Source organism: Cupriavidus sp. 96C5-1 (assembly GCF_057798855.1).
Genome location: NZ_JBYOJU010000053.1, coordinates 16,647 through 35,410 on the forward strand (window position 1 = coordinate 16,647; position 18,764 = coordinate 35,410).

Annotated in this window: 23 protein-coding genes and 2 pseudogenes; 20 read left to right on the forward strand and 5 right to left on the reverse strand. The window is 57.9% G+C overall.

Going from position 1 to position 18,764, the window contains the following annotated elements; all coding sequences use genetic code 11:
- Positions 1–69: 69 nt before the first annotated feature.
- From AC3FOF_RS37825 to AC3FOF_RS37835, 3 genes are all read left to right on the forward strand, one after another.
- Positions 70–678, forward strand: coding sequence for a hypothetical protein (locus tag AC3FOF_RS37825; RefSeq protein WP_488729529.1), 609 nt, complete (start codon positions 70–72; stop codon positions 676–678).
- Between the two features lie 100 nt (positions 679–778).
- Positions 779–1,057 (forward strand): type II toxin-antitoxin system RelE/ParE family toxin, encoded by a 279-nt coding sequence (locus tag AC3FOF_RS37830; RefSeq protein ID WP_488729530.1) that lies wholly within the window; start codon positions 779–781, stop codon positions 1,055–1,057.
- Between the two features lie 13 nt (positions 1,058–1,070).
- Positions 1,071–1,376 carry a HigA family addiction module antitoxin gene (locus AC3FOF_RS37835; protein WP_488729531.1) on the forward strand — a complete coding sequence of 102 codons (306 nt, stop codon included), beginning with the start codon at positions 1,071–1,073 and terminating at the stop codon, positions 1,374–1,376.
- Positions 1,377–1,632: 256 nt separating this feature from the next.
- Here the strand turns inward: AC3FOF_RS37835 and AC3FOF_RS37840 are convergent, their stop codons facing one another.
- Both AC3FOF_RS37840 and AC3FOF_RS37845 read right to left on the reverse strand, forming a co-directional pair.
- Positions 1,633–2,967 (reverse strand): DUF2135 domain-containing protein, encoded by a 1,335-nt coding sequence (locus AC3FOF_RS37840; protein WP_488729532.1) that lies wholly within the window; start codon positions 2,965–2,967, stop codon positions 1,633–1,635.
- Complete coding sequence (locus AC3FOF_RS37845; RefSeq protein ID WP_488729533.1) at positions 2,957–3,532, reverse strand: hypothetical protein; 576 nt, start codon at positions 3,530–3,532, stop codon at positions 2,957–2,959. The genes AC3FOF_RS37840 and AC3FOF_RS37845 overlap by 11 nt, the downstream gene beginning before the upstream one ends.
- Positions 3,533–4,997: 1,465 nt before the next feature.
- Between AC3FOF_RS37845 and AC3FOF_RS37850 the strand changes: the two genes are divergently transcribed.
- The 8 genes and pseudogenes from AC3FOF_RS37850 to bcsP all read left to right on the forward strand — a co-directional run bounded on the left by AC3FOF_RS37850 (position 4,998) and on the right by bcsP (position 10,689).
- Positions 4,998–5,234 carry an RNA chaperone Hfq gene (locus AC3FOF_RS37850; protein WP_488729534.1) on the forward strand — a complete coding sequence of 79 codons (237 nt, stop codon included), beginning with the start codon at positions 4,998–5,000 and terminating at the stop codon, positions 5,232–5,234.
- 187 nt (positions 5,235–5,421) lie between these two features.
- Positions 5,422–5,598, forward strand: a complete 177-nt coding sequence (locus tag AC3FOF_RS37855; RefSeq protein ID WP_276265311.1) for a hypothetical protein — start codon at positions 5,422–5,424, stop codon at positions 5,596–5,598.
- A gap of 480 nt (positions 5,599–6,078) precedes the next feature.
- Positions 6,079–7,797 carry a M12 family metallopeptidase gene (locus AC3FOF_RS37860; RefSeq protein ID WP_488729535.1) on the forward strand — a complete coding sequence of 573 codons (1,719 nt, stop codon included), beginning with the start codon at positions 6,079–6,081 and terminating at the stop codon, positions 7,795–7,797.
- A gap of 279 nt (positions 7,798–8,076) precedes the next feature.
- Positions 8,077–8,259 (forward strand): annotated as a pseudogene (gene hfq / locus AC3FOF_RS37865) (RNA chaperone Hfq); the annotation flags it as partial.
- A gap of 210 nt (positions 8,260–8,469) precedes the next feature.
- Positions 8,470–8,802 carry a DMT family transporter gene (locus AC3FOF_RS37870; RefSeq protein WP_488729536.1) on the forward strand — a complete coding sequence of 111 codons (333 nt, stop codon included), beginning with the start codon at positions 8,470–8,472 and terminating at the stop codon, positions 8,800–8,802.
- Positions 8,803–9,101: 299 nt separating this feature from the next.
- Positions 9,102–9,314, forward strand: a complete 213-nt coding sequence (locus tag AC3FOF_RS37875) for a hypothetical protein (protein WP_488729537.1) — start codon at positions 9,102–9,104, stop codon at positions 9,312–9,314.
- Positions 9,315–9,598: 284 nt separating this feature from the next.
- Positions 9,599–10,396, forward strand: coding sequence for a hypothetical protein (locus AC3FOF_RS37880; protein ID WP_488729538.1), 798 nt, complete (start codon positions 9,599–9,601; stop codon positions 10,394–10,396).
- A gap of 122 nt (positions 10,397–10,518) precedes the next feature.
- The gene (gene bcsP, locus AC3FOF_RS37885; RefSeq protein WP_488729539.1) at positions 10,519–10,689 is read left to right on the forward strand and encodes a cellulose biosynthesis protein BcsP; all 171 of its coding nucleotides are present in this window, start codon (positions 10,519–10,521) and stop codon (positions 10,687–10,689) included.
- A 304-nt stretch (positions 10,690–10,993) separates the two neighbouring features.
- Here the strand turns inward: bcsP and AC3FOF_RS37890 are convergent, their stop codons facing one another.
- Positions 10,994–11,329, reverse strand: coding sequence for a helix-turn-helix domain-containing protein (locus AC3FOF_RS37890; RefSeq protein ID WP_488729540.1), 336 nt, complete (start codon positions 11,327–11,329; stop codon positions 10,994–10,996).
- A 147-nt stretch (positions 11,330–11,476) separates the two neighbouring features.
- On the opposite strand from AC3FOF_RS37890, the gene AC3FOF_RS37895 reads away from it, so the two are divergent.
- From AC3FOF_RS37895 to AC3FOF_RS37925, 7 genes and pseudogenes are all read left to right on the forward strand, one after another.
- Entirely contained in the window at positions 11,477–11,902 is a 426-nt protein-coding gene (locus tag AC3FOF_RS37895) for a DUF2442 domain-containing protein (protein WP_488729541.1), read from the forward strand.
- A 37-nt stretch (positions 11,903–11,939) separates the two neighbouring features.
- Positions 11,940–12,230: pseudogene (locus tag AC3FOF_RS37900) on the forward strand (addiction module antidote protein).
- A 58-nt stretch (positions 12,231–12,288) separates the two neighbouring features.
- Positions 12,289–12,543 carry an Ig-like domain-containing protein gene (locus tag AC3FOF_RS37905; RefSeq protein ID WP_276265305.1) on the forward strand — a complete coding sequence of 85 codons (255 nt, stop codon included), beginning with the start codon at positions 12,289–12,291 and terminating at the stop codon, positions 12,541–12,543.
- A 266-nt stretch (positions 12,544–12,809) separates the two neighbouring features.
- Complete coding sequence (gene hfq / locus AC3FOF_RS37910) at positions 12,810–13,100, forward strand: RNA chaperone Hfq (protein WP_488729542.1); 291 nt, start codon at positions 12,810–12,812, stop codon at positions 13,098–13,100.
- A gap of 129 nt (positions 13,101–13,229) precedes the next feature.
- Positions 13,230–13,406, forward strand: coding sequence for a hypothetical protein (locus tag AC3FOF_RS37915; protein WP_488729543.1), 177 nt, complete (start codon positions 13,230–13,232; stop codon positions 13,404–13,406).
- 360 nt (positions 13,407–13,766) lie between these two features.
- The gene (locus tag AC3FOF_RS37920; RefSeq protein WP_488729544.1) at positions 13,767–14,816 is read left to right on the forward strand and encodes a hypothetical protein; all 1,050 of its coding nucleotides are present in this window, start codon (positions 13,767–13,769) and stop codon (positions 14,814–14,816) included.
- Positions 14,817–14,829: 13 nt separating this feature from the next.
- Entirely contained in the window at positions 14,830–15,180 is a 351-nt protein-coding gene (locus AC3FOF_RS37925; RefSeq protein WP_488729545.1) for a hypothetical protein, read from the forward strand.
- A 352-nt stretch (positions 15,181–15,532) separates the two neighbouring features.
- Here the strand turns inward: AC3FOF_RS37925 and AC3FOF_RS37930 are convergent, their stop codons facing one another.
- Both AC3FOF_RS37930 and AC3FOF_RS37935 read right to left on the reverse strand, forming a co-directional pair.
- Entirely contained in the window at positions 15,533–15,925 is a 393-nt protein-coding gene (locus tag AC3FOF_RS37930) for a type II toxin-antitoxin system VapC family toxin (protein WP_488729546.1), read from the reverse strand.
- Entirely contained in the window at positions 15,922–16,164 is a 243-nt protein-coding gene (locus AC3FOF_RS37935) for an antitoxin (RefSeq protein ID WP_488729547.1), read from the reverse strand. The genes AC3FOF_RS37930 and AC3FOF_RS37935 overlap by 4 nt, the downstream gene beginning before the upstream one ends.
- Positions 16,165–16,453: 289 nt before the next feature.
- Between AC3FOF_RS37935 and AC3FOF_RS37940 the strand changes: the two genes are divergently transcribed.
- Positions 16,454–16,654: a hypothetical protein gene (locus tag AC3FOF_RS37940; RefSeq protein WP_488729548.1), complete on the forward strand. Its 201-nt coding sequence runs from the start codon at positions 16,454–16,456 to the stop codon at positions 16,652–16,654.
- 536 nt (positions 16,655–17,190) lie between these two features.
- Positions 17,191–18,729 carry a Fic family protein gene (locus tag AC3FOF_RS37945; RefSeq protein WP_488729549.1) on the forward strand — a complete coding sequence of 513 codons (1,539 nt, stop codon included), beginning with the start codon at positions 17,191–17,193 and terminating at the stop codon, positions 18,727–18,729.
- Positions 18,730–18,764 lie beyond the last annotated feature (35 nt).

An 18,764-nucleotide genomic window follows, 5' to 3' on the forward strand; every position in this document is an offset into this window, starting at 1 on the left:
AAGTGCGGCCAGTTTGCAGCAAGAAATTGGCCGCTTCCGCGCATTCCGATCCGGAAAGGAACTATCCCCATGTCATCGCTACTCCCCCCACCGCCCCCTGCTGATCGGTACTTTACGGTCGCCCAATTAATAGAGCGCGGCTGGAACAAGTCACTCATCCAGAGACTACTTGGCGATGCCGATGATGCCTTCCGTCTCACGGATGCGGGCCGCCCCTCACTCATCTATTGGCGCTACCGAGTCCTGGCGGTCAAGGAATCCAGTGCATTCGCCCGGGCCAAGGCGACCTCCCGTGAGCGGGCGGCCAAAGTTGCTCCTACGCTCGAGCGCAAGCGCGCTCTCATCATGGAAATTTCGCAGCAGACCGTCATCGAGGTACCCCAGGTCGAGATGGAGGAACTGCTCGTCGGCCGATCATATTTGCTATCGGACGCCGAGGCCGCGGTAGAAGCGCTGGCGCGGAGGATGCGGGTGTTCGAGTATGAGATCGACCTCTATCGTTGGCACATTGGCATCGGGGAAGCGCGGAAGGCTTTGCGCCTTCGCATCCTTGACGCGATCTCGGCGAGATACCCTCATCTGCGCAGGGCCTGTGAAGCTCGCGCGCTACTGGAGACGGGAGCCGCCGATGGACAGCCGTTCGAGATCCAGCCGTCCGGCGAGTACCCGGCCGTCTAGCGCAGCGGATCAACTGAGACGCAAACGACACTTTCCAGGCCAGCTTTTCGCTGGCAAGAATTCCACTTGACAGATTCTGTTTTACAGAACATCATAAGCAATGATCCGAACGTTCGCATGCATTGACACCGCCGCTCTGTTCCAAAGCCGCGCCGTGCGGCGCTTCAAGAACATCGAACGGGTTGCCCGCCGCAAGCTCCTGCAGCTGCATGCGGCCTCCGAGTTGGCCAGCCTTAGGATTCCGCCCGGCAACCAACTGGAAGCGCTAAAAGGAGATCGCAAAGGCCAGCACAGCATCCGCATTAACAATCAATGGCGTGTATGTTTCGTTTGGCTCGAGGACGGTGCGCACCAGGTCGAGATCGTGGACTATCACTGAAAAGGAGATCACCGTGGCTGAACTGCTAGATGAGATTCATCCAGGCGAGATTCTGCTGGAAGAGTTTATGAGGCCGATGGGCATCACGGCTCGAAGGCTTGCGGCTGATATTGACGTGCCCCCAAGCCGCATAAGCGAGATCGTGCATGGCACGCGGCCCATCACCGCCGACACCGCTCTGCGCCTAGGGCTCTTTTTTGCGATGGAGCCGCGGTACTGGACCAATCTCCAGAGCGAGTACGACATGCGCATGGTCACACGCGAGCTAAAGGACAAGATCGCGCCGCGCATCCGCGTTTTCCATCCCGAGCCGGCGTAGCCCGCGCCCAAGCGCTACCTGGCCAAGTCCAGCCGGTGCCGCTCAACGCGCCGCCCCAGTCCAGCTCTCCACCGTGGCCTTAATCTTCGGCCAATGGGCATCCCGGTTCGCCGGCGTCTCCGAGTGATAGGCGCCGACGGCCAGCCACGAGTTGCCGTAGCGCCCGATCTTCCGTCTATATAATATAGATGGGCGCCGACCATGACGTTCGTGCACGGGTCCACCAGCGGGGCCGGATTGCGGCCCCGCGCTGGTACTAGTTTGCAGCGATGGAGTATTTCCCGGCTAGGTCTTTGCTAATCACGACTTCAAACACGGGGATTGGTGAGCTGTTCCCACCGGAACCAAGCACCGGGCCAACGCCAAGCACCTTTGTCAGAAGCTCCCCGTTGGCTGCACTCGCGATCTGCACCGTGGCAGTTCTTCCTGCCGCGCGAGCGTAGTTGTTGATGCCAAAGCGATATTTGCCGGTAAGCAGCTTAGATGCATCGCAGCTCGCATAGTAGTGCTCCGGACCATTCGCCACTACGTTGTCCACGTCGAGGAACCCCGCGGTGCCGGCTCTCGCTGAGTAGAAGACATGCGAACCATTTGGCTCGAAGGAGTGCAGATCCACGTCTCCCGGGCCATCCCATGTAAGTGTGACGGTGAAGAAACCTGAACTCCCGGTCGTGGCCGGCGTTTCAAGGCCATCAAGAGCCGCCAGCATTTGTTCGCGGACCATGCCGTGCGCAGTACGAGATCTATCGAGGTAGGTCTCGACTAGTTTGTGCCCGGACCAATCCTTAATAAGGGCTGGCGGAATGAAGCTATTGATCCCAGGAATCGTGCTGCCAGGCGTTAAGCGCAGGCCGTTGATCACTAGATCGATAGCGGCTAGCGTATGAGGGCCATTCAACGTACCTGAGGCTGGTGCGATATGGACAACTTTGACGTTATTGGACTTCACCTGCCCAAGCGCCACTTGGTAGGCATTGTTCACGAAGAAATTGCCCTGGGAGTGCGCTACGAAGAGGAGTTTCTTGCGCTCGGTGGCCAATGCCTTGATCCGTGTCTCATGGATTGCATAATCACCGGCTGTGGGGGGGCTACTGGCTAGGCCGCTGAGGGTTGCGACCGCCCTAGCCTGCATCACTTGAATAAGAGCGGCCTTCAAAGCCTCAACGCTCGATATGGTACCCGATAACGTATCCCAAAGTGATTGATCTCCACCCAACACTTCCCAGAACAGTTCCCAGCGTGTGCCCAGAATACCGTCCATTTCGGCAGAACGTTGATCGAATACTTCCGCTATGTCCTCCCAGCCGCTGACCCATTTTCGGCTGGGCTCAGTGCCAGAGGTGTTGTAGAAGAGTTCGGGTTCGATCGCCTCGTTCTTATACTTAGGGCCTACGGTTCGGGCGAGCACCTCCCGGCCGGCTTCTGCCTGCAAACGAGTATTCCAGACACCGTTGAAGAAGCCAAGGACATATCCGCTCGGCGCGCATAAGTCTGTATTGGAGGTCTGCGCGTACCCCTGTAACGGCATCGAGACAAAGAGTGCCAGCAACGATGCCACCAGCTTGCGGGAAAACTTGCATCTATTCTGCACAGCCGTCTCCTTCCGGGGATTTTGAAACGGTGCCGTCCAGCGTGGCGTTGTAGGCCAGGTACGCCTTAACACGTGACTTGGTGTTAGCCGTGATCTTTTCCAGATCGGTAACGGTCCTGTATCCACTCCCGGCGTCCGGGCTGCGGGTGATCACACACTTGACAGCGAGATTGTTCGCTGCCGCCGCATCCCGTATGGCAGTCGGATTGGTTAGGTCGACCAGGAGCGCCACCTGAAGTCCGCGGGAGAGTTGTTGTACCGCCTTCTTTTCAGCGTTGCCGAGACCCTGCTTCTCGATCCAGACATCGATGTCATCTCGTATCCCGTTCGCATTCAAATCAGGACCTTTGACATCCGACGAGCGATCCAGCGTTGGTAGCTTTCCTGCTTGCTCAAGCGCTTTGATCTTGTCTGCTGTACTCAATTGTGTTTGCGCACCGCCGCCGGATGGCGGATTGCCACCCGCTGATGGATTACCTTGCGACGTGCCGTTCGTATCATCGCCTCCGCATGCCGAAAGCGCGGCAGCCGCCATAGCGGCGCCGACGAGGTGTCTTAGCCTCATGAGTTCCTCCCTGTGGTTTCGGCCATTCTTGCGATAGCCATTCAGTGCTCCATACAGCTAACACTGTAACGAAAAGCCACCTGATACCGCTCCCAACGTTAGCGGGGGAAAATAACTCTCAGGAGCAGACTCTCCAACGGACAAGTGGCTAGGCAGGCTCGCGCCTATACGGTACCGAATCAATATCTAGAGCTTCACAACGCTGTGAGCGGCGGTGCGGTTTTTGGATAGCACGCTGATCAGCTGGATTCCCGCTACGATCTGGGATGTGTACTCGCTCGGCCAGAAAAAGACGGTTCAGAAGATCCAGAAGGCGTTAGGCCAGGGAGGATTTGGGGCATTGCGTGGTGAGCGTGACGTCGGAATTGGCTCGTCGTGGGAATCGTCAACAAGCTCACGCTCTGGAAAGAACACGGCCCGCCGAAGCGGGCCGTGGTGATGCCAGGAGATATCAGGCGGCGACGGGTACCACCAGCGGGAGGCTTCCAGCTTCCGGCTACCGACTCCACCCATACGCCACGGTGGACGTAGAAGGTGCCACATGGTCCTGCGGCACTTTTAGATTAGGCGACCATTCCTGCTTACAGTACCGGTCTTTGTGACGACGATGTAAAAGGCTGCGCTGTTACGACAGCCAGTGCGCGTACTAGATAATCTGAGTTCAATGTTGTGTCGTCACGGGCGATTGGTTACTCGCGATGCGACGAAGCCCTTCGTCATGTAGGTCCCAGGTCCACTTCGGCAGGCCTTTTCCTTTCGAGGGTAGACGCGAAAAGTGCTGCTGTGCGCACGTACCCCTCCGATCGGTGCCCGCCACTTAATAGGGGTATGGAGACTGCTGCGATGCGGCAAACTTCCGGGCGGCAACAGGATAAACCCTTCGGTGTTGCCGTTTTCGCGGGTGTAGGTCAACTCCCTGCGCCTACACCCGTCCTTTTCGCAATATCAACAAGATGCGGGAAATGCAGCTGTGATGATTTATCTTTTAGGATTACTTCTTTTCGAAGCATCGTGGTTCCTCCCGTTCAGAAAAGTCTTCATAGCCGCTCGCTTTAGCGGGTACTATGCCTTGATAGCGCTGCTCCCCCTAGTCGGCCCATTGATCTGCATCTGGATCCTTGCTTTCCGCCCCTGGCCGCTGAAAACCCGTCTAGTTCGCTCGTACTCGTAATCGAACTTCGCGACTTTGTGAGCGTCGTCGTAGAGTCCTGGAAGGCCCGCTTCGGCGGGCTCTTCCTTTTCTGCGATGAGTATTGCTCTGCCAAAAGCAAACGGCTTCCGTCTCTTTTGCGCCAGAAATATATGGTTGGCGCATTGTATTAGTCCCCTCCAAAGCTGGAATAGATATCTCGCCAAATCGTCTATGCTAGATTCGTCGCTAGGCCCCCCAGCTCGGTCGACACTCCTTTAAGTCGCCGGCCCCTCCCTGGACGGCGATTTTTTTCGTTAGTCGGTACAGATCCAAATGCAACATGTCGCACTCGGTCCCCAGAATTGGCTCCTCAATGCCGCGCGCAAAGAGCGAAGACTTGTTCAGGTTTGTCTGGTATCCGGCGTCAGGTTGGTTGGTACGGTCAAGTCGTTCGACCACTTAGTTGTCCTGCTTGAAGACAACTGGCGGTATGCACACAATCGAAAAACGCTCCATCACGTCCGTCCAGTGGGACGACCCTGGCCTTCTGGCGAACAAGAGCTCCGGTAGCAATCCCAAGGTGCCGGTCGTTATCGTGCGAAAGCGCCGTCTCATACGAGAGTGAGGACGGCCGGCCCGCAGCAAAAAAATCTCGCATGCGCACAATTTGTGCAATTTGCGCACCATTACGGCCACAGCGCTTGCAAGGCATTGCGTTGCGGCCAATAGTCTTCTTTCGCCCTCAAGCAAAATCGACATGGAGCCAGATAGCCGCCCGGTTCGCATTTCGCTCGAGGAATTGAGATCGTTCGCCGCCACGCTAACTGACGGGTCCCTGCTCAAGGAGGCCACCTTGCGCGTCATTGCTGAGCAAGAGGATCGTGAGCGTCGGCAGGAGGCGAAAGCGCTGGAGCTGCGCATGCAGCCCGACTAAGCGGGCAAGACGTGCCGCGAGGATCCACCTCTCGCACAGGTGGAGCCGACTATGCTATTCGCAACAGCTACTGCATGCACCTCCGCACCTCAGATCGTACTTATTGGCGAAGCTGCAGCGAGCGCCATCGCGTTCATTATCTCAGGCGACGTCTTCCACGGAAGTCTTAACGATAAATCATTCACTTGATTGGTCCGGCCGTAGCCGCGCATACACTTACTTGGCGCGCTCGGGAGATGGCATTTAGGCTTTCCGTCTCACGCCAAAAGTTTCATCATTGACACGAAATTCAAATCCATAACATCTGATGTAAATTATATCTAATTTGACAGGCTGCCTTTGTCGCTTAGATTTATGCGGAGCGAGTTGAACAGCCCATAACTAGGCCTACTCCTGGGCGTCTTAGGTCACAGCCGAGCACGTCCGACGCTCCGAGACTGCTCGGCTACTCCGACTACCGGGGCGCGACTGGAGAATATCATGAGTCACCAACTAAAAACTGCCCTAGTTTTTGTCTTTTGGCTATTCACGGTGGCGGCAAATTCTCGCGCGGAAACAATAGGAACTGCGCGGGAACCGCTCAGCATTCAACGACAAAGCGTTTGGCCTTCAGACCAGATCCCGGTCTGCTGGGAAAACCCCGGCAATGATGGACAGCAGCGCGGCTGGGTGCAGCAGGCCGTGCAACGCACGTGGGAAACAGCCTCTGCCGTCCGTTTTACTGGATGGGGACAATGCGCCGCCAATTCCAGAGGTATACGCATACAGATCATTGACAATAACCCACACACCGAGGGCTTGGGGAACCACCTTGACGGCAAGGCCAACGGTATGCAACTTAACTTCACATTCAACACGTTCAGTAGCGCCTTTTGTCAACCAAGAACCCAGTTCTGCATCGAGGCTATTGCGGTACATGAGTTTGGTCATGCCCTTGGCATAGCCCATGAACACAACCGTTCGGATAGGTTCAACTGTACCTTGGCCCACCAGGGTACAGATCCTGATTTCAACGTCACGCCATACGACACTGCTTCGGTCATGAATTACTGCAATCCTAATTGGAATGGTAACGGGCAACTCAGCGACCTTGATAGGATCGGCGCCAACATTTTGTACGGTAAGGGGCCTGCACCCGTTCCCGGCGCTGGGCCTTCAATGGCATCTTATATTTCTGGGGATAGTAAGCAGCTAGAGACACTTTTTGTAAGTCCCACGGGTGCGCTGGGCCTCGTTTGGAAAATAAACAATTCAGTTTGGAAAGGACCGGTATTTCTATCTGCGCAAAATTTTCTTCCGCGTAATGCTTATATTTCTGTTGTTAACTACCCGTTGAGAAACCAATTGGAAGCGTTTTATGCAGGAAATGATGGAGCCATTTACGTATCCTACAAGGCCAATAATGGCGCTTGGTCCGAGCCGATCCGCCTCACTCCACCCAACACGTTGCGCGCCGGAGGCGACCTAAGTGCCGTTTATTATCCACTGAACAATCAACTTGAGGTTTTGTATGTTGGGGTAGATGGAGCTCTGAGTGTTCTTTGGAAAGCTCAGAACGGGCAATGGAAGCCACCGGCAAAGATTAGCGCGCCAAACCTAGCTCCGTCAGGCGGCGGTATTAGTGCAGCATTCTATCCGCTTAACAACCAGCTTGAAGCGCTGTTTGCAGCAAATGATGGAGGTATCCGTGTCGCCTGGAAGGTTAATAATGGGGCATGGAACCCACCGGTCGGTATTTCGCCCGGCAATATCACGCCTGCCGGCGCAAGAATCACTCTGCAGTTCTACCCGCCAAACAATCAACTCGAAGCCTTTTTTGTGGATAATGCGGGGAAGGTAAACGTCGTTTGGAAAGCGCAGAACCGTGCTTGGAATCCGCCTGTTGGCATCAGTCCGCCGCAAGCTGGCGTTCCGGGAAAGGAGGTAGTTGCGTCGTTTTACCCACCCAATAACCAGCTTGAAGTCTTTACCATCGGCACAAACGGTGCGGTCAATTTGCTTTGGAAGGCACAAAATGGCACTTGGAAGCCGCTCGTTCCTCTCACGGCTGGAGGTGCCGCACAACCAGGTAGTGCCTTGGGAGTGAAATTTCAGCCTCTAGAGAATCAATTGGAGTTGTTTTATACCGACACAACGGGAGCCCTTGGCCTCATTTACAAGACGCAAAACCGAAACTGGAACCCCGCTTTCAGACTCTAGTCATTGGGACGGGCGGCGCCCAACGCTGTGCTCCAGCCGACAGTACCGCCGTCTCGCTCATACCCGCTTCGCAAGTCCAACTCGAAATATTGGCATCTCTTTTTGCGCTACCAATATAGAAATTACGCAGAAAATTAATCCCCACGAAAGGCGGAAAAAAGATCGCATCAAATCGTCTATGCTGGACTCGTCGCTAGGCTCCCCGGCTCGGTCGACGTTCCTTTAAGTCGCCACCCCCTCCCTGGACGGCGACTTTTTTTCGTTAAGCACCAGCATCAAATGCAACATGTCGCCGTTGGTCCCCGGGACTGGCTCCTAAACACCGCGCGCAAGGAACGAAGGCGTGTGCAGGTCTATCTCGTATCCGGTGCGAGGTTGCTTGGCAAGATTAAGTCGTTCGACAGACTAGTTGTGCTACTGAACACACCTGGCGGCATGCACGCGATCTACAAGCACGCGATCACGCCCGTCCAGTTGGACGACCCTGGCCATCTGGCGAGCAAGCGCTCCCAGAGCGATCCCAAGGCGCCGATCGTGGTCGTGCGAAAGCGCCGTCTCATAAGAGACTGAGGACGGCAGGCCCGCATGAGATAAGATGTTTGCTTCCCTGGGGTACCGCTCCCAATCTCATGATCGCGCTCGGTACAAGCGCGCAACTTGAGACGGTGCGCCATGAACTCACAGGTCTTCCCGTGGTTGCTCATCGCAGCCAGTGTCGTCGCGGAGGTTGCAGGCACAATCGCGCTGCGCTTCGCAGACGGATTCACCCGCCTGCTTCCGTCCGTCGCCGTTTTCCTGTTGTATGGCGCGGCAATCTGGCTCATGTCCCTGGCGGTGAGGCACCTCGAAGTTGGCCTCGCCTATGCCGTGTGGGCCGGTAGCGGCACGGCGCTTACCGCGCTGGTCGGGATGCTCTACTTCAACGAACCGGCCCATGCCGTACGCCTGCTGGGCTTCGCCTTCATCGTGATCGGAGTCGTCACTCTAAATGTCAGCGCGCGATAATTGCGAACGCAGTACCTGCATCAGGTCAGCGCGCAAATAGCGATCTACAAGCGCGCCATCACGTCCATCCAGTTGGACGATCCTGTCCGTCCGGCGAGCAAGAGCGCCGAGAGCGATCCCAAGACGCCGGTCGTGGTCGTGCGAAAACGCCGTTCGATACGAGAATGAGGGCGGCCAGCCCGCAGAAAAAATCTCGCTTGCGCAAGATTTGTGATATTTGCGCACCATTAAGGCAATCGCACTTGCAAGTGCCTTGCGTTGAGGACAATAGTTTCCTTACGCTCCAACACAGAGTCGACATGGAACCAGATAGCCACCCGGTTCGAATTTCGCTCGAGGAATTGAGATCGTTCGCCGCCACTCTGACTGACGGGTCCCTGCTCAAGGAGGCCACCTTGCGCGTCATTGCTGAGCAAGAGGATCGCGAGCGCCGGCAGGAGGCCAAAGCACACGATCGACTGGATCCGGAGCCGACCAGCTCCGCACTCGCAAAGATCGTCTCTCGCAAGTAATAGCTTCCCAACCAGTCATTCCTCATAATCTGTCTCGAGCGGAGTCAAGTATGCAAATCGCAGCTGCTGCAGGATACGTCGCCGTTCTCCTCGCCGCCCTCCTCACCACGGTCCGGTGGGTCATTATGAATGATCCTGGTCATCGCGACGACTGAGCGGCTGGAGGATCGGCGATTGCTGCCCGAGCAACATTCGCTCGCTCTTTCTGCAATCTGGATCGCCCTTCGCTTGCGCCGCGCGAAGACGATGCAAGGTATTCTTCGACATGCCACGGAGATGGAAAGATGCGCTGGTGGGAAAGGCTGTTGGGGGAAATGCAGCAAAACACGAAGCAGGATGCGCACGCACCGGATCCTGCTCTGGGGTCCGCTGCCGCGCCAGTGACGACTGGTATTGGCGACAATTGCGATGCCGCGACGCAAGCAATGCTGGAAGCAACTGCCAACTCTCGAGACGCGTTCTACGCCAGCCTCGGCGCGCTTGAACCCGATGTGTTAGCGCCCCTGATCAATCCGGCTCTCATGGGCGGCCCGACGTGGCCGGCACTGCGGCAAGCTTGGAGCGTGATCCGTAGGCCAGATTCGACCGCCGTGGCAAGCAACGGCCTGTCCGATCCGTTTGAGCAGACGAATGCTGCGCCGGTAGCGCTCGGATTCGGAATTGAGGTGTTCGCGGAGGCCCGAGGGCAGATCGCAGAGATGTCGCGTTCGTGGCTGTTCGATCTGACGTATCAGGTGAGCCAGAACGTAGCGAGCCACGGCCAGTGTCTCGACCTATTGGCACGGTATGGAGTGCTCTCGATGCTGTTGGAGGTAAAGGGCCTCCCATTGGAATGGCTGTCGGGAGAGGGCAAGGCCGGAGTGCTCATCGGGCTACCGGCGAAATCGGTGCCTGCCACTTTTGATACGCCATACGGCGAGGTGCGCATGGTGGCCCTGACGCTATTGCGCCCGGAGGAACTGGCGTTTCTGGAGACGAGCGAAGATATCAGCGTCAATCGCCGGTGGCTGGCAGAGAATTTCGCCAGCGTGCCGGACGGGCACGTGAATGATCTCGGGCGCTCCCCTTTTGTTACAGCGTAGGCCCGACAAACTGCGGGGGATGCGGACCATCCCCATCGATGCGGGGTATTGCTTCGGTTGCGAAGGCACGGGACGAGCGGACAATTTCGCTAAGTCTCAATCCCAACCGAGGAAATTCTTCGATGTACTCCGACGATCTATCGAAACTGTTCCAGCGCATTGGCGGCAACCCCCAAGACTATCGCCAAATCGTGCGTGAGGATTCGGTCCTGCAGGCGCGTGAGCGCTGGCCGCTGTTGGCCTCAATGGGCGCTGAGCTATGGGACGAGCTGCCGCATAGACCGGCACCGTGATGCCCCGATCGACGCCAACCGCGGCGGTGCGCAGCTCGCCATCGGACCATGTAGCCAACTCGGCCGCGACCTCTTCTGGCGTCACCGCCGGCGGTCCGTCATCTGTGCTGAACGAGACGTGCCAGCGGCCGGCGTCAATCGTCAGCGTGATACTCGCCGGCATCGCGTGGGGACGGTGCGCTGTATAGGCGATCTCGCCCACTGGGAACTTGCCCTTGCCGACGTGCAGGCGATAGCGTGTCTCGCCGGTCGGCGTGTCGGCAATCGGTTGGAACGAGAACAGCTCGCTCGTGAGCCAGACCGATTACGGCCCGACTTTGCGCTGAATCGTTGGTCGGCCACCGAGCTTCTGGAAGAAGCGGCTGTAGGCCTGCTTCCAGCGTACCGCGCCATTGCGCAGCACTTGCGACGGGACCTCGGAGAGCCATGGCGTCAGCTCCGGGTCTTTGTAGCGTGCGTATTCCTGATCGATGGGTGGATGCTGTCCCGTCAAGCAGAGCGTCTTGCGCTGGAACGCTCGGTAATATCGATCCTCGCCGACCTTGGCGTTGTAGATGAAGCGCTGGCAACCAATCCAGCGCAGCAGAGCAGCCTGCTGTGCTGGCGTCGGGTAACAGCGGAATCGGTATCCAGTTTGCATGAGACGACTTTAACAGCAGAATACCGTGTGCAACCTGCGCAAAGACATTCAGCGCAAAGGCCGGGCAGCCTGACGGCTGCCGCCGACTTGACCCCCTCCTGAGCCTCACGGCACTAGGAGGGGGAATGCGTCGGCAAAGGATCGTTCATGAGCATTTCTAACGATGTCTTTGAGGCGGCAAGCCGTCGGGCTGCCACTAAGAAAGCGGCGTTCCCGACCGTAGTCGCCGTGCGCTACGATCGCCGCGTTGCCCGCATTGTGATTTCCCTTGCAACCGGATTGGAGTTGGCCTTCTCTCCCAAGTACGCACAAGGTCTAAAGCACGCGCATCCTGCCGACCTGCTGGATGCCGAAATTTCGCCATCTGGTCTCGGCATTCACTTTCCGCGGCTCGATGCTGACTTGTACATTCCGGCTCTATTGGAAGGTTTTTTAGGCTCAAGACGATGGATGGCGGCGGAGATGGGCAAGCTTGGCGGTGCCACGTCCAGCGAAGCCAAGGCAGCGGCTTCTCGTGAAAATGGCAAATTAGGCGGGCGTCCCAAAAAGCCCAAGAACCTGGCTGCGGCTTGACGTTGGGCGATGCCTTTGACCAAAACAGAAAAGGGACATGAGTAGACGCATCAACTTGGAACATCTCCCCAACTTCGACGCAGCGCCGTATCTCGACAGCGAGGCGGCGATCGCCGGATATCCAACAGATATTCTGGAAGCAAATGATGCGTCCCTCCTCGCGGCCGCACTCGGCGACATTGCGCGTGCCCCGGGGAATGGCTGAGATCGCCAAGTCAGCCGGTGTTACCGCGAGGCCTTGTACAAAGCATTGCGGCCGGACAGCGCACCTCGCTTCGACACGGTAAGCCGGGTGTGTGCTGCGCTCGGGGGTGACTCGAATCCATGACGGTGAGACGCCGAGCCCAATCCCAGGGCGCGATTTCTCAACCAATCGCCCCGGTCGAGTGATCATCGCATCGGTGAGGGTCAATCAGACCCTCACCGTTTCGGAGTTCTCGCTCACCCCCGCCGGTGGAACAGCGGCGCTCAAGGCGATACTGCTCACGAGCGCGACAGACCCGAACAAGATGCTGTCGAGCAACGTGGTGGCGCTAATCCCCGACGCGCCGCTGGCGGCCAAGACGACGTACACCGCCAAGCTGGTTGGCACGAACAACGGCCAGCCGATCAACAAGACTTGGAGCTTCACGACTCAGTGAGCGACGGTTCTGCGTTTTAGAAGGCCGGCATCGGCGGGCTTTTCCATTTCTGCGTTAAGGATTTCGCAGCCAAAAGCAAACGTCCCCCATCTCATTTACGCCATCAATATATGGATAGCGCATTGTATTAATCCCTACCAACGCTGGAATCGGGATCGCATTAAATCGTCTATGCTGGATTCGTCGCCAGGCCCCCGTCCGGTCGAAACACCGTTAAGTTGCCGATCCTAGAGCGGCGAATTCTTTTGCCAGTCATCCAGCCTAAAATGGAAAATGTCGCCGTCGGCCCACAGAACTGGCTCCTAAACGCCGCGCGGCAACGGCAGAAGCGTGTCAAAGTCTATCTGGTCTCTGGCGTCAGGTTGGCAGGTTCAATCGAGTCGTTCGACAATTTTGTTGTGCTACTGAACACGACGGACGGCTTACACGCGATTTACAAGCACGCCATCACGTCCGTCCAATTGGAAGGTCCTGTCCGGCCGCCGGGCGCGGGTTCCGAGAGCGATCCCAAGGCACCCACCGTGGTCATGCGAACGCGCCGTCCCATACAAAACTGACGACGGCGAGTCAGCATCAAATTATTTCAAGCGCAGAGTTTTGAGGATCTGCCTACCTTTAAAGTTGCCCAGCTTGCAAGTCCGTGCTTTGCGGCCAATAGTTTCCTTTCGCTCTCAAGCAGAATCGACATGCAGCCAGATAGCCAACCGGTTCGAATTTCGCTAGAGGAATTGAGATCGTTCGCCTCAGTGCTAACTGACGGCTCTCTGCTCAAGCAGGCGACCTTGCGCGTGATCGCAGAGCAGGAGGATCATCAGCGCAGGCAGAAGGCCAAGGCACACGAGTTGCTCATGCAGGCTGACTAGCTCCGTAGTCTCAGAGATCCCCTCTCACGGGCAATAGTTTCCCAACCTGTCGTTCCTCATAATTTGTCGTTAACGGGGTTCAAGATGCAATTCGCAGCTGCAGCAGGATACGTTGCCGGTCTCATCGCCGCCCTCGTTACCGCGGTCCGGTGGGTCATTAAGAATGATCCTGGTCATCGCGACGACTGAGCCGCTGCGGCAGAAATGCCGATGGTTGGATGTGCGGCGGCTCCATCACCCCGCGACGGATACGGTTACTCACTAGTAGCGCATATCGCAAAGGAGAGCGGACAGAAGGGGCGGCGCATCGCGTCGTGCGCTATCCCTCTCCAGCCTTACCGCTGAGGTTTCCCGCGAAGAATGATGAACGCAATTCGGAATTTATGGCTTACGACCTTACTCGCCGGCGTCGCTGTATCTAGTCTCGGTGGCTGCAACTACCTGGATGACGCGGCGAAGGTGAGCTCGCAAGGCCAGGCCGTCGGCGCCCGGATGAGCTCGTACTTCGCTAAGGGAATCGCCGCGCGTAAGGGACGGTGCGCTGACGATCGCCTTGAGGCATCGTTGCAGGATAGTGCACGGGCCAAACACAACCATGCGCCACCGCTCGATTCGGCAGCGTTCAAGGCTGCGGCGGACAAGGCCGCGAGCCAATACAAGGTGTGCCTCGACGGGAGCGACGGCAGGGGCGGTGAACGCGCTCAGATCGAAGTGCTCCAGGACAGCGTCAAGGTGGCGGATGCGTTCACCAAAGCTTTCACGTCCATGGGCAAGCTTGCCGGAGAAGACATTGGCAAGGCAGCTGCTGATGTCGCTGAGGACGTGGAGACAGCAGCGAGTTTGCTGCAGTCGTCCAGGGTCATCAAAGAGAAGCTGACGGACGACGACAAGAAGAAGATCGGGTCGATCGCCGCAGGTGTTTCGGACGCGATTCGGGCAAAAGACGTGAAAGCCTTCGCGAAGAGCGCGGCGCCACTCGCGGAGTACTTCTCGGATTACATCGCCTACGCCAAGGTCCCAGTGGCAAGTGTGATAGAGGATCGGGCGGCCAAGCGGGCCGCGATCCGGGCCCAGCTCTCTGAGGCGGGCATGCTTGACGACGCAACGCCTATGCAGGACTACCTGACCGCCGCCGGCATAAAGACGGTGCCTTCCAAGCTTAACGACCAATACCTGCTGGTCTTCCAACGGGGAGTGCTGTTCGATGACGCGGCCGTGGCAAAGAAGGCCGCCGATGACGAAGCCGAAGCCATTCGGCAGGACTTGGCCTCGCTCAAAGCACGGCTCGACAATTTGGCCGGCGGCGTGGTTCGGCACAAGCACCAAGATGACGCAGTGAGCGCCGGCGCCGCCAAAGGCGATGCCGGCAAGGCAAACAGCGCCGACGCGGCAGTAGCCGGAAAGCAGTAATCTAGGAGCAATCATGGCAGTCAACGAAGCACAGATTTTCCAGAATGCTCTCCTTCTCGCGCAACTTCGGCACGTGGTGCTAATGGTTAGGAAAGTCCGCGACGATGAAACGCTGAGCGATGAAATTCATGACGTTGCAAAGGAAGAGTTGGCCAAGGCGGAGGCTGCAGTGACTGCTGCACAAACTGCAATGCTCAAAAGCGCATTGACAACGGTACGGCCCTCCGTAGACCAGTTGGAAAAGGCTGGCGAGGAGGCCTTAGCCGCAGCCCAAACCGCGAGGAAAGTGGCAGACGTCACCGATGCGCTGGTCAAACTCGGCAAAGTCGCCGCTGATGTCGCCGCTCTGATTGCCGCGCTGTAGCGCCACCGCAGCGGCAGTCCCACCGATGGTGGGCGATCTGTTGACTCGCAACGCCGAGCGTGTTCTGGCTACAGAGTTGCTGCAATCTATTCGCGGAATGACTACCGGAAAAGGCGATGCGGTCAGGCAGTTTGCGGTCACGGCCGTCGCCAGCGCCCGTCCCAGCGGCCGAGCCGTGTCCCGCACCACCCCGCTCTCCCGCAGCCCCGAAGGTTGCCCCGCCGGCGGCACCTGTACCACCCCCTCCCACCGAGTTGGCGACCGTCTTCGCCCGTCTGGACGGACGCGAGAGACCGTCAGGCATCCCTGCGCAGGCACCAAGCCGCAACTCCTTCCTCGACAGGCTGATGCGCTAACTCTCCCAGTCCTCGACGCGCAGACCTGCCACCCGTTGAAATTCGCGGGTATTGTGGGTGATCAGAGTCAGCGCCCGGGCTCTGGCTTGTCCAGCTATCAGTACGTCATAGGGACCAATGGGCGTGCCAACAGCAGTTAGCTCCGCCCGCAGTTCACCTGCGTGGCGAGCATCTTCCCGGTCAAAGTCCAGCACCTCGAATTGCAGCCCTTCGACTCGAGCCAGGTTCTCCGCAGTGCGATGGCCTTTGAAGGCACCATAGAACAGTTCGTGCGCCACGATGGAAGGGATTCCGAAATCTCGCGGCTGGTGTTGCCTCAACCGGCCGAGAAACCCGGGATGCCCCCGAAGGAGGGCGATGACAGCATTGCTGTCAAGCAGGAACTTCATTTAAAGAAGTCCAGTGCCGGACGATCCTGCTCAGCCGGCTGCTCAGTTGCCGCCTGCGCGAATTCCTCGTCTAGCGGTCCAACGACCTGATCGAGCCACGCCCAATCCTGAACCAGCGGCTCAAGGATGACGGCATTGCCGTGGCGGCGAATGCGCACCTCGTTTGTCTCAAAACGGAAGTCTTTCGGCAGCCGCACAGCTTGCGAGCGACCGGACCAGAAGATCTTTGCAGTATCCATGCGTCACTCCTTTCGATTGAGATATAGCAAAAGTATATACCAACAGGTCGCGCAACGCATCTGCTCGTCGGCGCCCGTCCCAGCATCCACATCGCCCAGCCTGGACGGCCCGTCACGTCCCTATATCTGCAGGTGGTACCCGCTGACTTTTTCTTGTCATACGCAGTAAAGAAATGTATCTAACATTGCGAGGTCAGGGGCGTCGATAGACAGTGGGTGGGCTTTCCATGTCGCGGCTGCTCGGCTGTCTGGCCTTCGCGCAACCGTATCCCCTTCGCAGGAGACGAAGATGCTCAGTCCTCATGAAATCGCCGCCTTGATGCTTCTCGACAGCGCAAACGAGAATCTCGAATTAGACCCCGCTGACATCAAAGCCCTCGTGCATCGGCAGCTTGTACAGTTGGACCAGCTAGCACACAGCCGCCGTAGCGAAATCCGCCTCACCAACCACGGGCGCCACCTCTTGAGCACCATTGCCAAGAGGCGTTGAAGGGCGTCCGAGGCCGCCACTCAAACACCTTGCGATCACACGCTCCCAGCGCGCCTAGCAAGGCCCTCATCGCCCGCTCCTGCCAGGCATCTTAGTCGGCTGACGTTGGCCGCCCCGGTACCATACCCGTCCGCTGGGCCGAACTACACCGGCAACCGTCGCCGGCGCCGTCCCAGCAGACGAGCCGCGTCCAGCACCGCCCCGCTTTCCCCCAGCCCCGAAGGTTGCCCCGCCTGCGGCACCTGTATCGCCGCCTCCCAGCGAGCTTGCGACCGTCTTTGCCCGCCTGGACGGCCGCGGGAGACCGTCAGGCATCCCTGCGCAGGCACCAGGCCGCAACTCCCTTCCTCGACAGGTTGAGACGCTCCTTAGGCAACCCAGACATAATTTACGTGTCCTGACATAACACAATATACTTGTCACTAAAAATCATAGAATACTTGTGATAGAATAACAAAAAATACGTGTATAACCAAAACACAAAATACTTGCAAAACAATTTATTAGCCTCATAGCGCACTTTCATAGGGTGAGAGATGGCAACTTCGCCAGCAGCACGGCAACTTAGCGAGGCACTTGCGGCGCTTAAGGCGCTTCAAGACAAGGGATCCTCCGTCTTCCAGACTGACGAATTCTCTCGGCGCCACCGCGAATCCCTCCAGAAGGCTGGCTTCATACAGCCCGTCATCAAAGGTTGGTACATGGCGAGCCGGCCCGAAGAAAAGCCCGGAGATACGACCCCCTGGTATGCGGCAATGGATAGTTTCCTAGCAGCATACGCAACCCACCGCTTTGGCAACGACTGGCACGCCTCCCCGGACCTCTCCATCTTGCTACATGCGGGAACAACGGTGTTGCCCAAGCAATTCGTCATCCACAGCCTTACGGGCAGCAACAACAACATCCGGCTGCCGGATGGGTATTCGCTCTTCGACCTAAGGGTGAAGGCGATGCCGTCAGTCGATGCGCTAACAAAGGTCCGTGGCATCTCCGTTTTGAGGCTACCCACGGCTCTCAGCCGAGTCGAGCAACCGTTTTATCGAAGCTATCCGCGCGATGCGCAAATCGTGCTCGCTCAGATACCGGACGCGTCAGAACTAAACCGAGTGCTTCTCGAAGAAGGACGAAGCCATTTCGCAGGACGCTTGGCTGGCGCGTTTCGAGCCATAGGGCGCCAGGATATTGCGGACGACATCTTGGGCGTGATGCAGGCGGCTGGCTATACAGCGCCGGAGGTAAACCCCTTCGAGTTTGTGCATACCATCTCGTCCGAGGATGCGGCGGGGCCAGCGGCCCTGCGGGTGCGGCTCATGTGGGCGGATATGCGAGAGCGGGTGCTGGAAATTTTCCCGCCGGAGCCCGGATTGCCTGCTGACGTGGCCGGTTATTTGAGTGCCTTGGAGGATGTCTACAAGACGGACGCATATCACTCATTGTCAATCGAGGGCTACAAGGTCTCCGACGCGCTGATCAGCAAAGTGGCGAACGGTGATTGGCACCCCGAGGAATCCCAGTCCGACAAGGACGCGAAGAACGCGATGGCGGCGCGAGGCTATTGGCTCGCGCACATCGAAGTGAAGAGAACCATCGAAAAGATCCTGACCGGCGCAAATGCTGGCCAAGCATATCAAGCCGACCATGCACAATGGTACCGGCAGCTGTTCGCTCCAAGCGTCGATGCCGGGATTCTGACCCCGGCAGATCTAGCCGGCTACCGCGGGCACCAAGTGTATATCAGGAACGCGAAGCACGTCCCTCCGCCCAAAGACGCCGTGCGGCAAATGATGCCTGAGCTGATAAAGCAGCTCCGGGCCGAGCCGAGCGCGGCTGTCCGAGCGGTGCTCGGCCACTTCGTTTTCGTGTTCGTCCATCCCTATATGGACGGCAACGGGCGCCTAGGCCGATTCTTGATGAACGCGATGCTGGGCTCCGGGGGCTATCCCTGGACGATCATCCAGCTTCCGCGCCGCGCGGAATACATGGAAGCGCTCAATGCCGCCAGCTTCGACGGTGACATACGGCCGTTTGCTGAGTTCGTCCGATCTTCCATGGAGAACCCTCCAGCTGCTATCTAAGCTTCGCCAATATCCGCCGCAAGAAAAGCCCGCGC

Excerpts from the sequence above, each read along its gene's own strand:
- AC3FOF_RS37880 (WP_488729538.1), top strand. The coding sequence starts at position 9,599 with ATGCGCTGGTGGGAAAGGCTGTTGGGGGAAATGCAGCAAAACACGAAG.
- AC3FOF_RS37870 (WP_488729536.1), top strand. The coding sequence starts at position 8,470 with ATGAACTCACAGGTCTTCCCGTGGTTGCTCATCGCAGCCAGTGTCGTC.
- AC3FOF_RS37860 (WP_488729535.1), top strand. The coding sequence starts at position 6,079 with ATGAGTCACCAACTAAAAACTGCCCTAGTTTTTGTCTTTTGGCTATTC.
- AC3FOF_RS37940 (WP_488729548.1), top strand. The coding sequence starts at position 16,454 with ATGCTCAGTCCTCATGAAATCGCCGCCTTGATGCTTCTCGACAGCGCA.
- AC3FOF_RS37825 (WP_488729529.1), top strand. The coding sequence starts at position 70 with ATGTCATCGCTACTCCCCCCACCGCCCCCTGCTGATCGGTACTTTACG.
- hfq (WP_488729542.1), top strand. The coding sequence starts at position 12,810 with ATGGAAAATGTCGCCGTCGGCCCACAGAACTGGCTCCTAAACGCCGCG.
- AC3FOF_RS37935 (WP_488729547.1), bottom strand. The coding sequence starts at position 16,164 with ATGGATACTGCAAAGATCTTCTGGTCCGGTCGCTCGCAAGCTGTGCGG.
- AC3FOF_RS37945 (WP_488729549.1), top strand. The coding sequence starts at position 17,191 with ATGGCAACTTCGCCAGCAGCACGGCAACTTAGCGAGGCACTTGCGGCG.
- AC3FOF_RS37895 (WP_488729541.1), top strand. The coding sequence starts at position 11,477 with ATGAGCATTTCTAACGATGTCTTTGAGGCGGCAAGCCGTCGGGCTGCC.
- bcsP (WP_488729539.1), top strand. The coding sequence starts at position 10,519 with ATGTACTCCGACGATCTATCGAAACTGTTCCAGCGCATTGGCGGCAAC.
- AC3FOF_RS37855 (WP_276265311.1), top strand. The coding sequence starts at position 5,422 with ATGGAGCCAGATAGCCGCCCGGTTCGCATTTCGCTCGAGGAATTGAGA.
- AC3FOF_RS37930 (WP_488729546.1), bottom strand. The coding sequence starts at position 15,925 with ATGAAGTTCCTGCTTGACAGCAATGCTGTCATCGCCCTCCTTCGGGGG.
- AC3FOF_RS37890 (WP_488729540.1), bottom strand. The coding sequence starts at position 11,329 with ATGCAAACTGGATACCGATTCCGCTGTTACCCGACGCCAGCACAGCAG.
- AC3FOF_RS37830 (WP_488729530.1), top strand. The coding sequence starts at position 779 with ATGATCCGAACGTTCGCATGCATTGACACCGCCGCTCTGTTCCAAAGC.
- AC3FOF_RS37925 (WP_488729545.1), top strand. The coding sequence starts at position 14,830 with ATGGCAGTCAACGAAGCACAGATTTTCCAGAATGCTCTCCTTCTCGCG.
- AC3FOF_RS37845 (WP_488729533.1), bottom strand. The coding sequence starts at position 3,532 with ATGAGGCTAAGACACCTCGTCGGCGCCGCTATGGCGGCTGCCGCGCTT.
- AC3FOF_RS37850 (WP_488729534.1), top strand. The coding sequence starts at position 4,998 with ATGCAACATGTCGCACTCGGTCCCCAGAATTGGCTCCTCAATGCCGCG.
- AC3FOF_RS37920 (WP_488729544.1), top strand. The coding sequence starts at position 13,767 with ATGATGAACGCAATTCGGAATTTATGGCTTACGACCTTACTCGCCGGC.
- AC3FOF_RS37915 (WP_488729543.1), top strand. The coding sequence starts at position 13,230 with ATGCAGCCAGATAGCCAACCGGTTCGAATTTCGCTAGAGGAATTGAGA.
- AC3FOF_RS37875 (WP_488729537.1), top strand. The coding sequence starts at position 9,102 with ATGGAACCAGATAGCCACCCGGTTCGAATTTCGCTCGAGGAATTGAGA.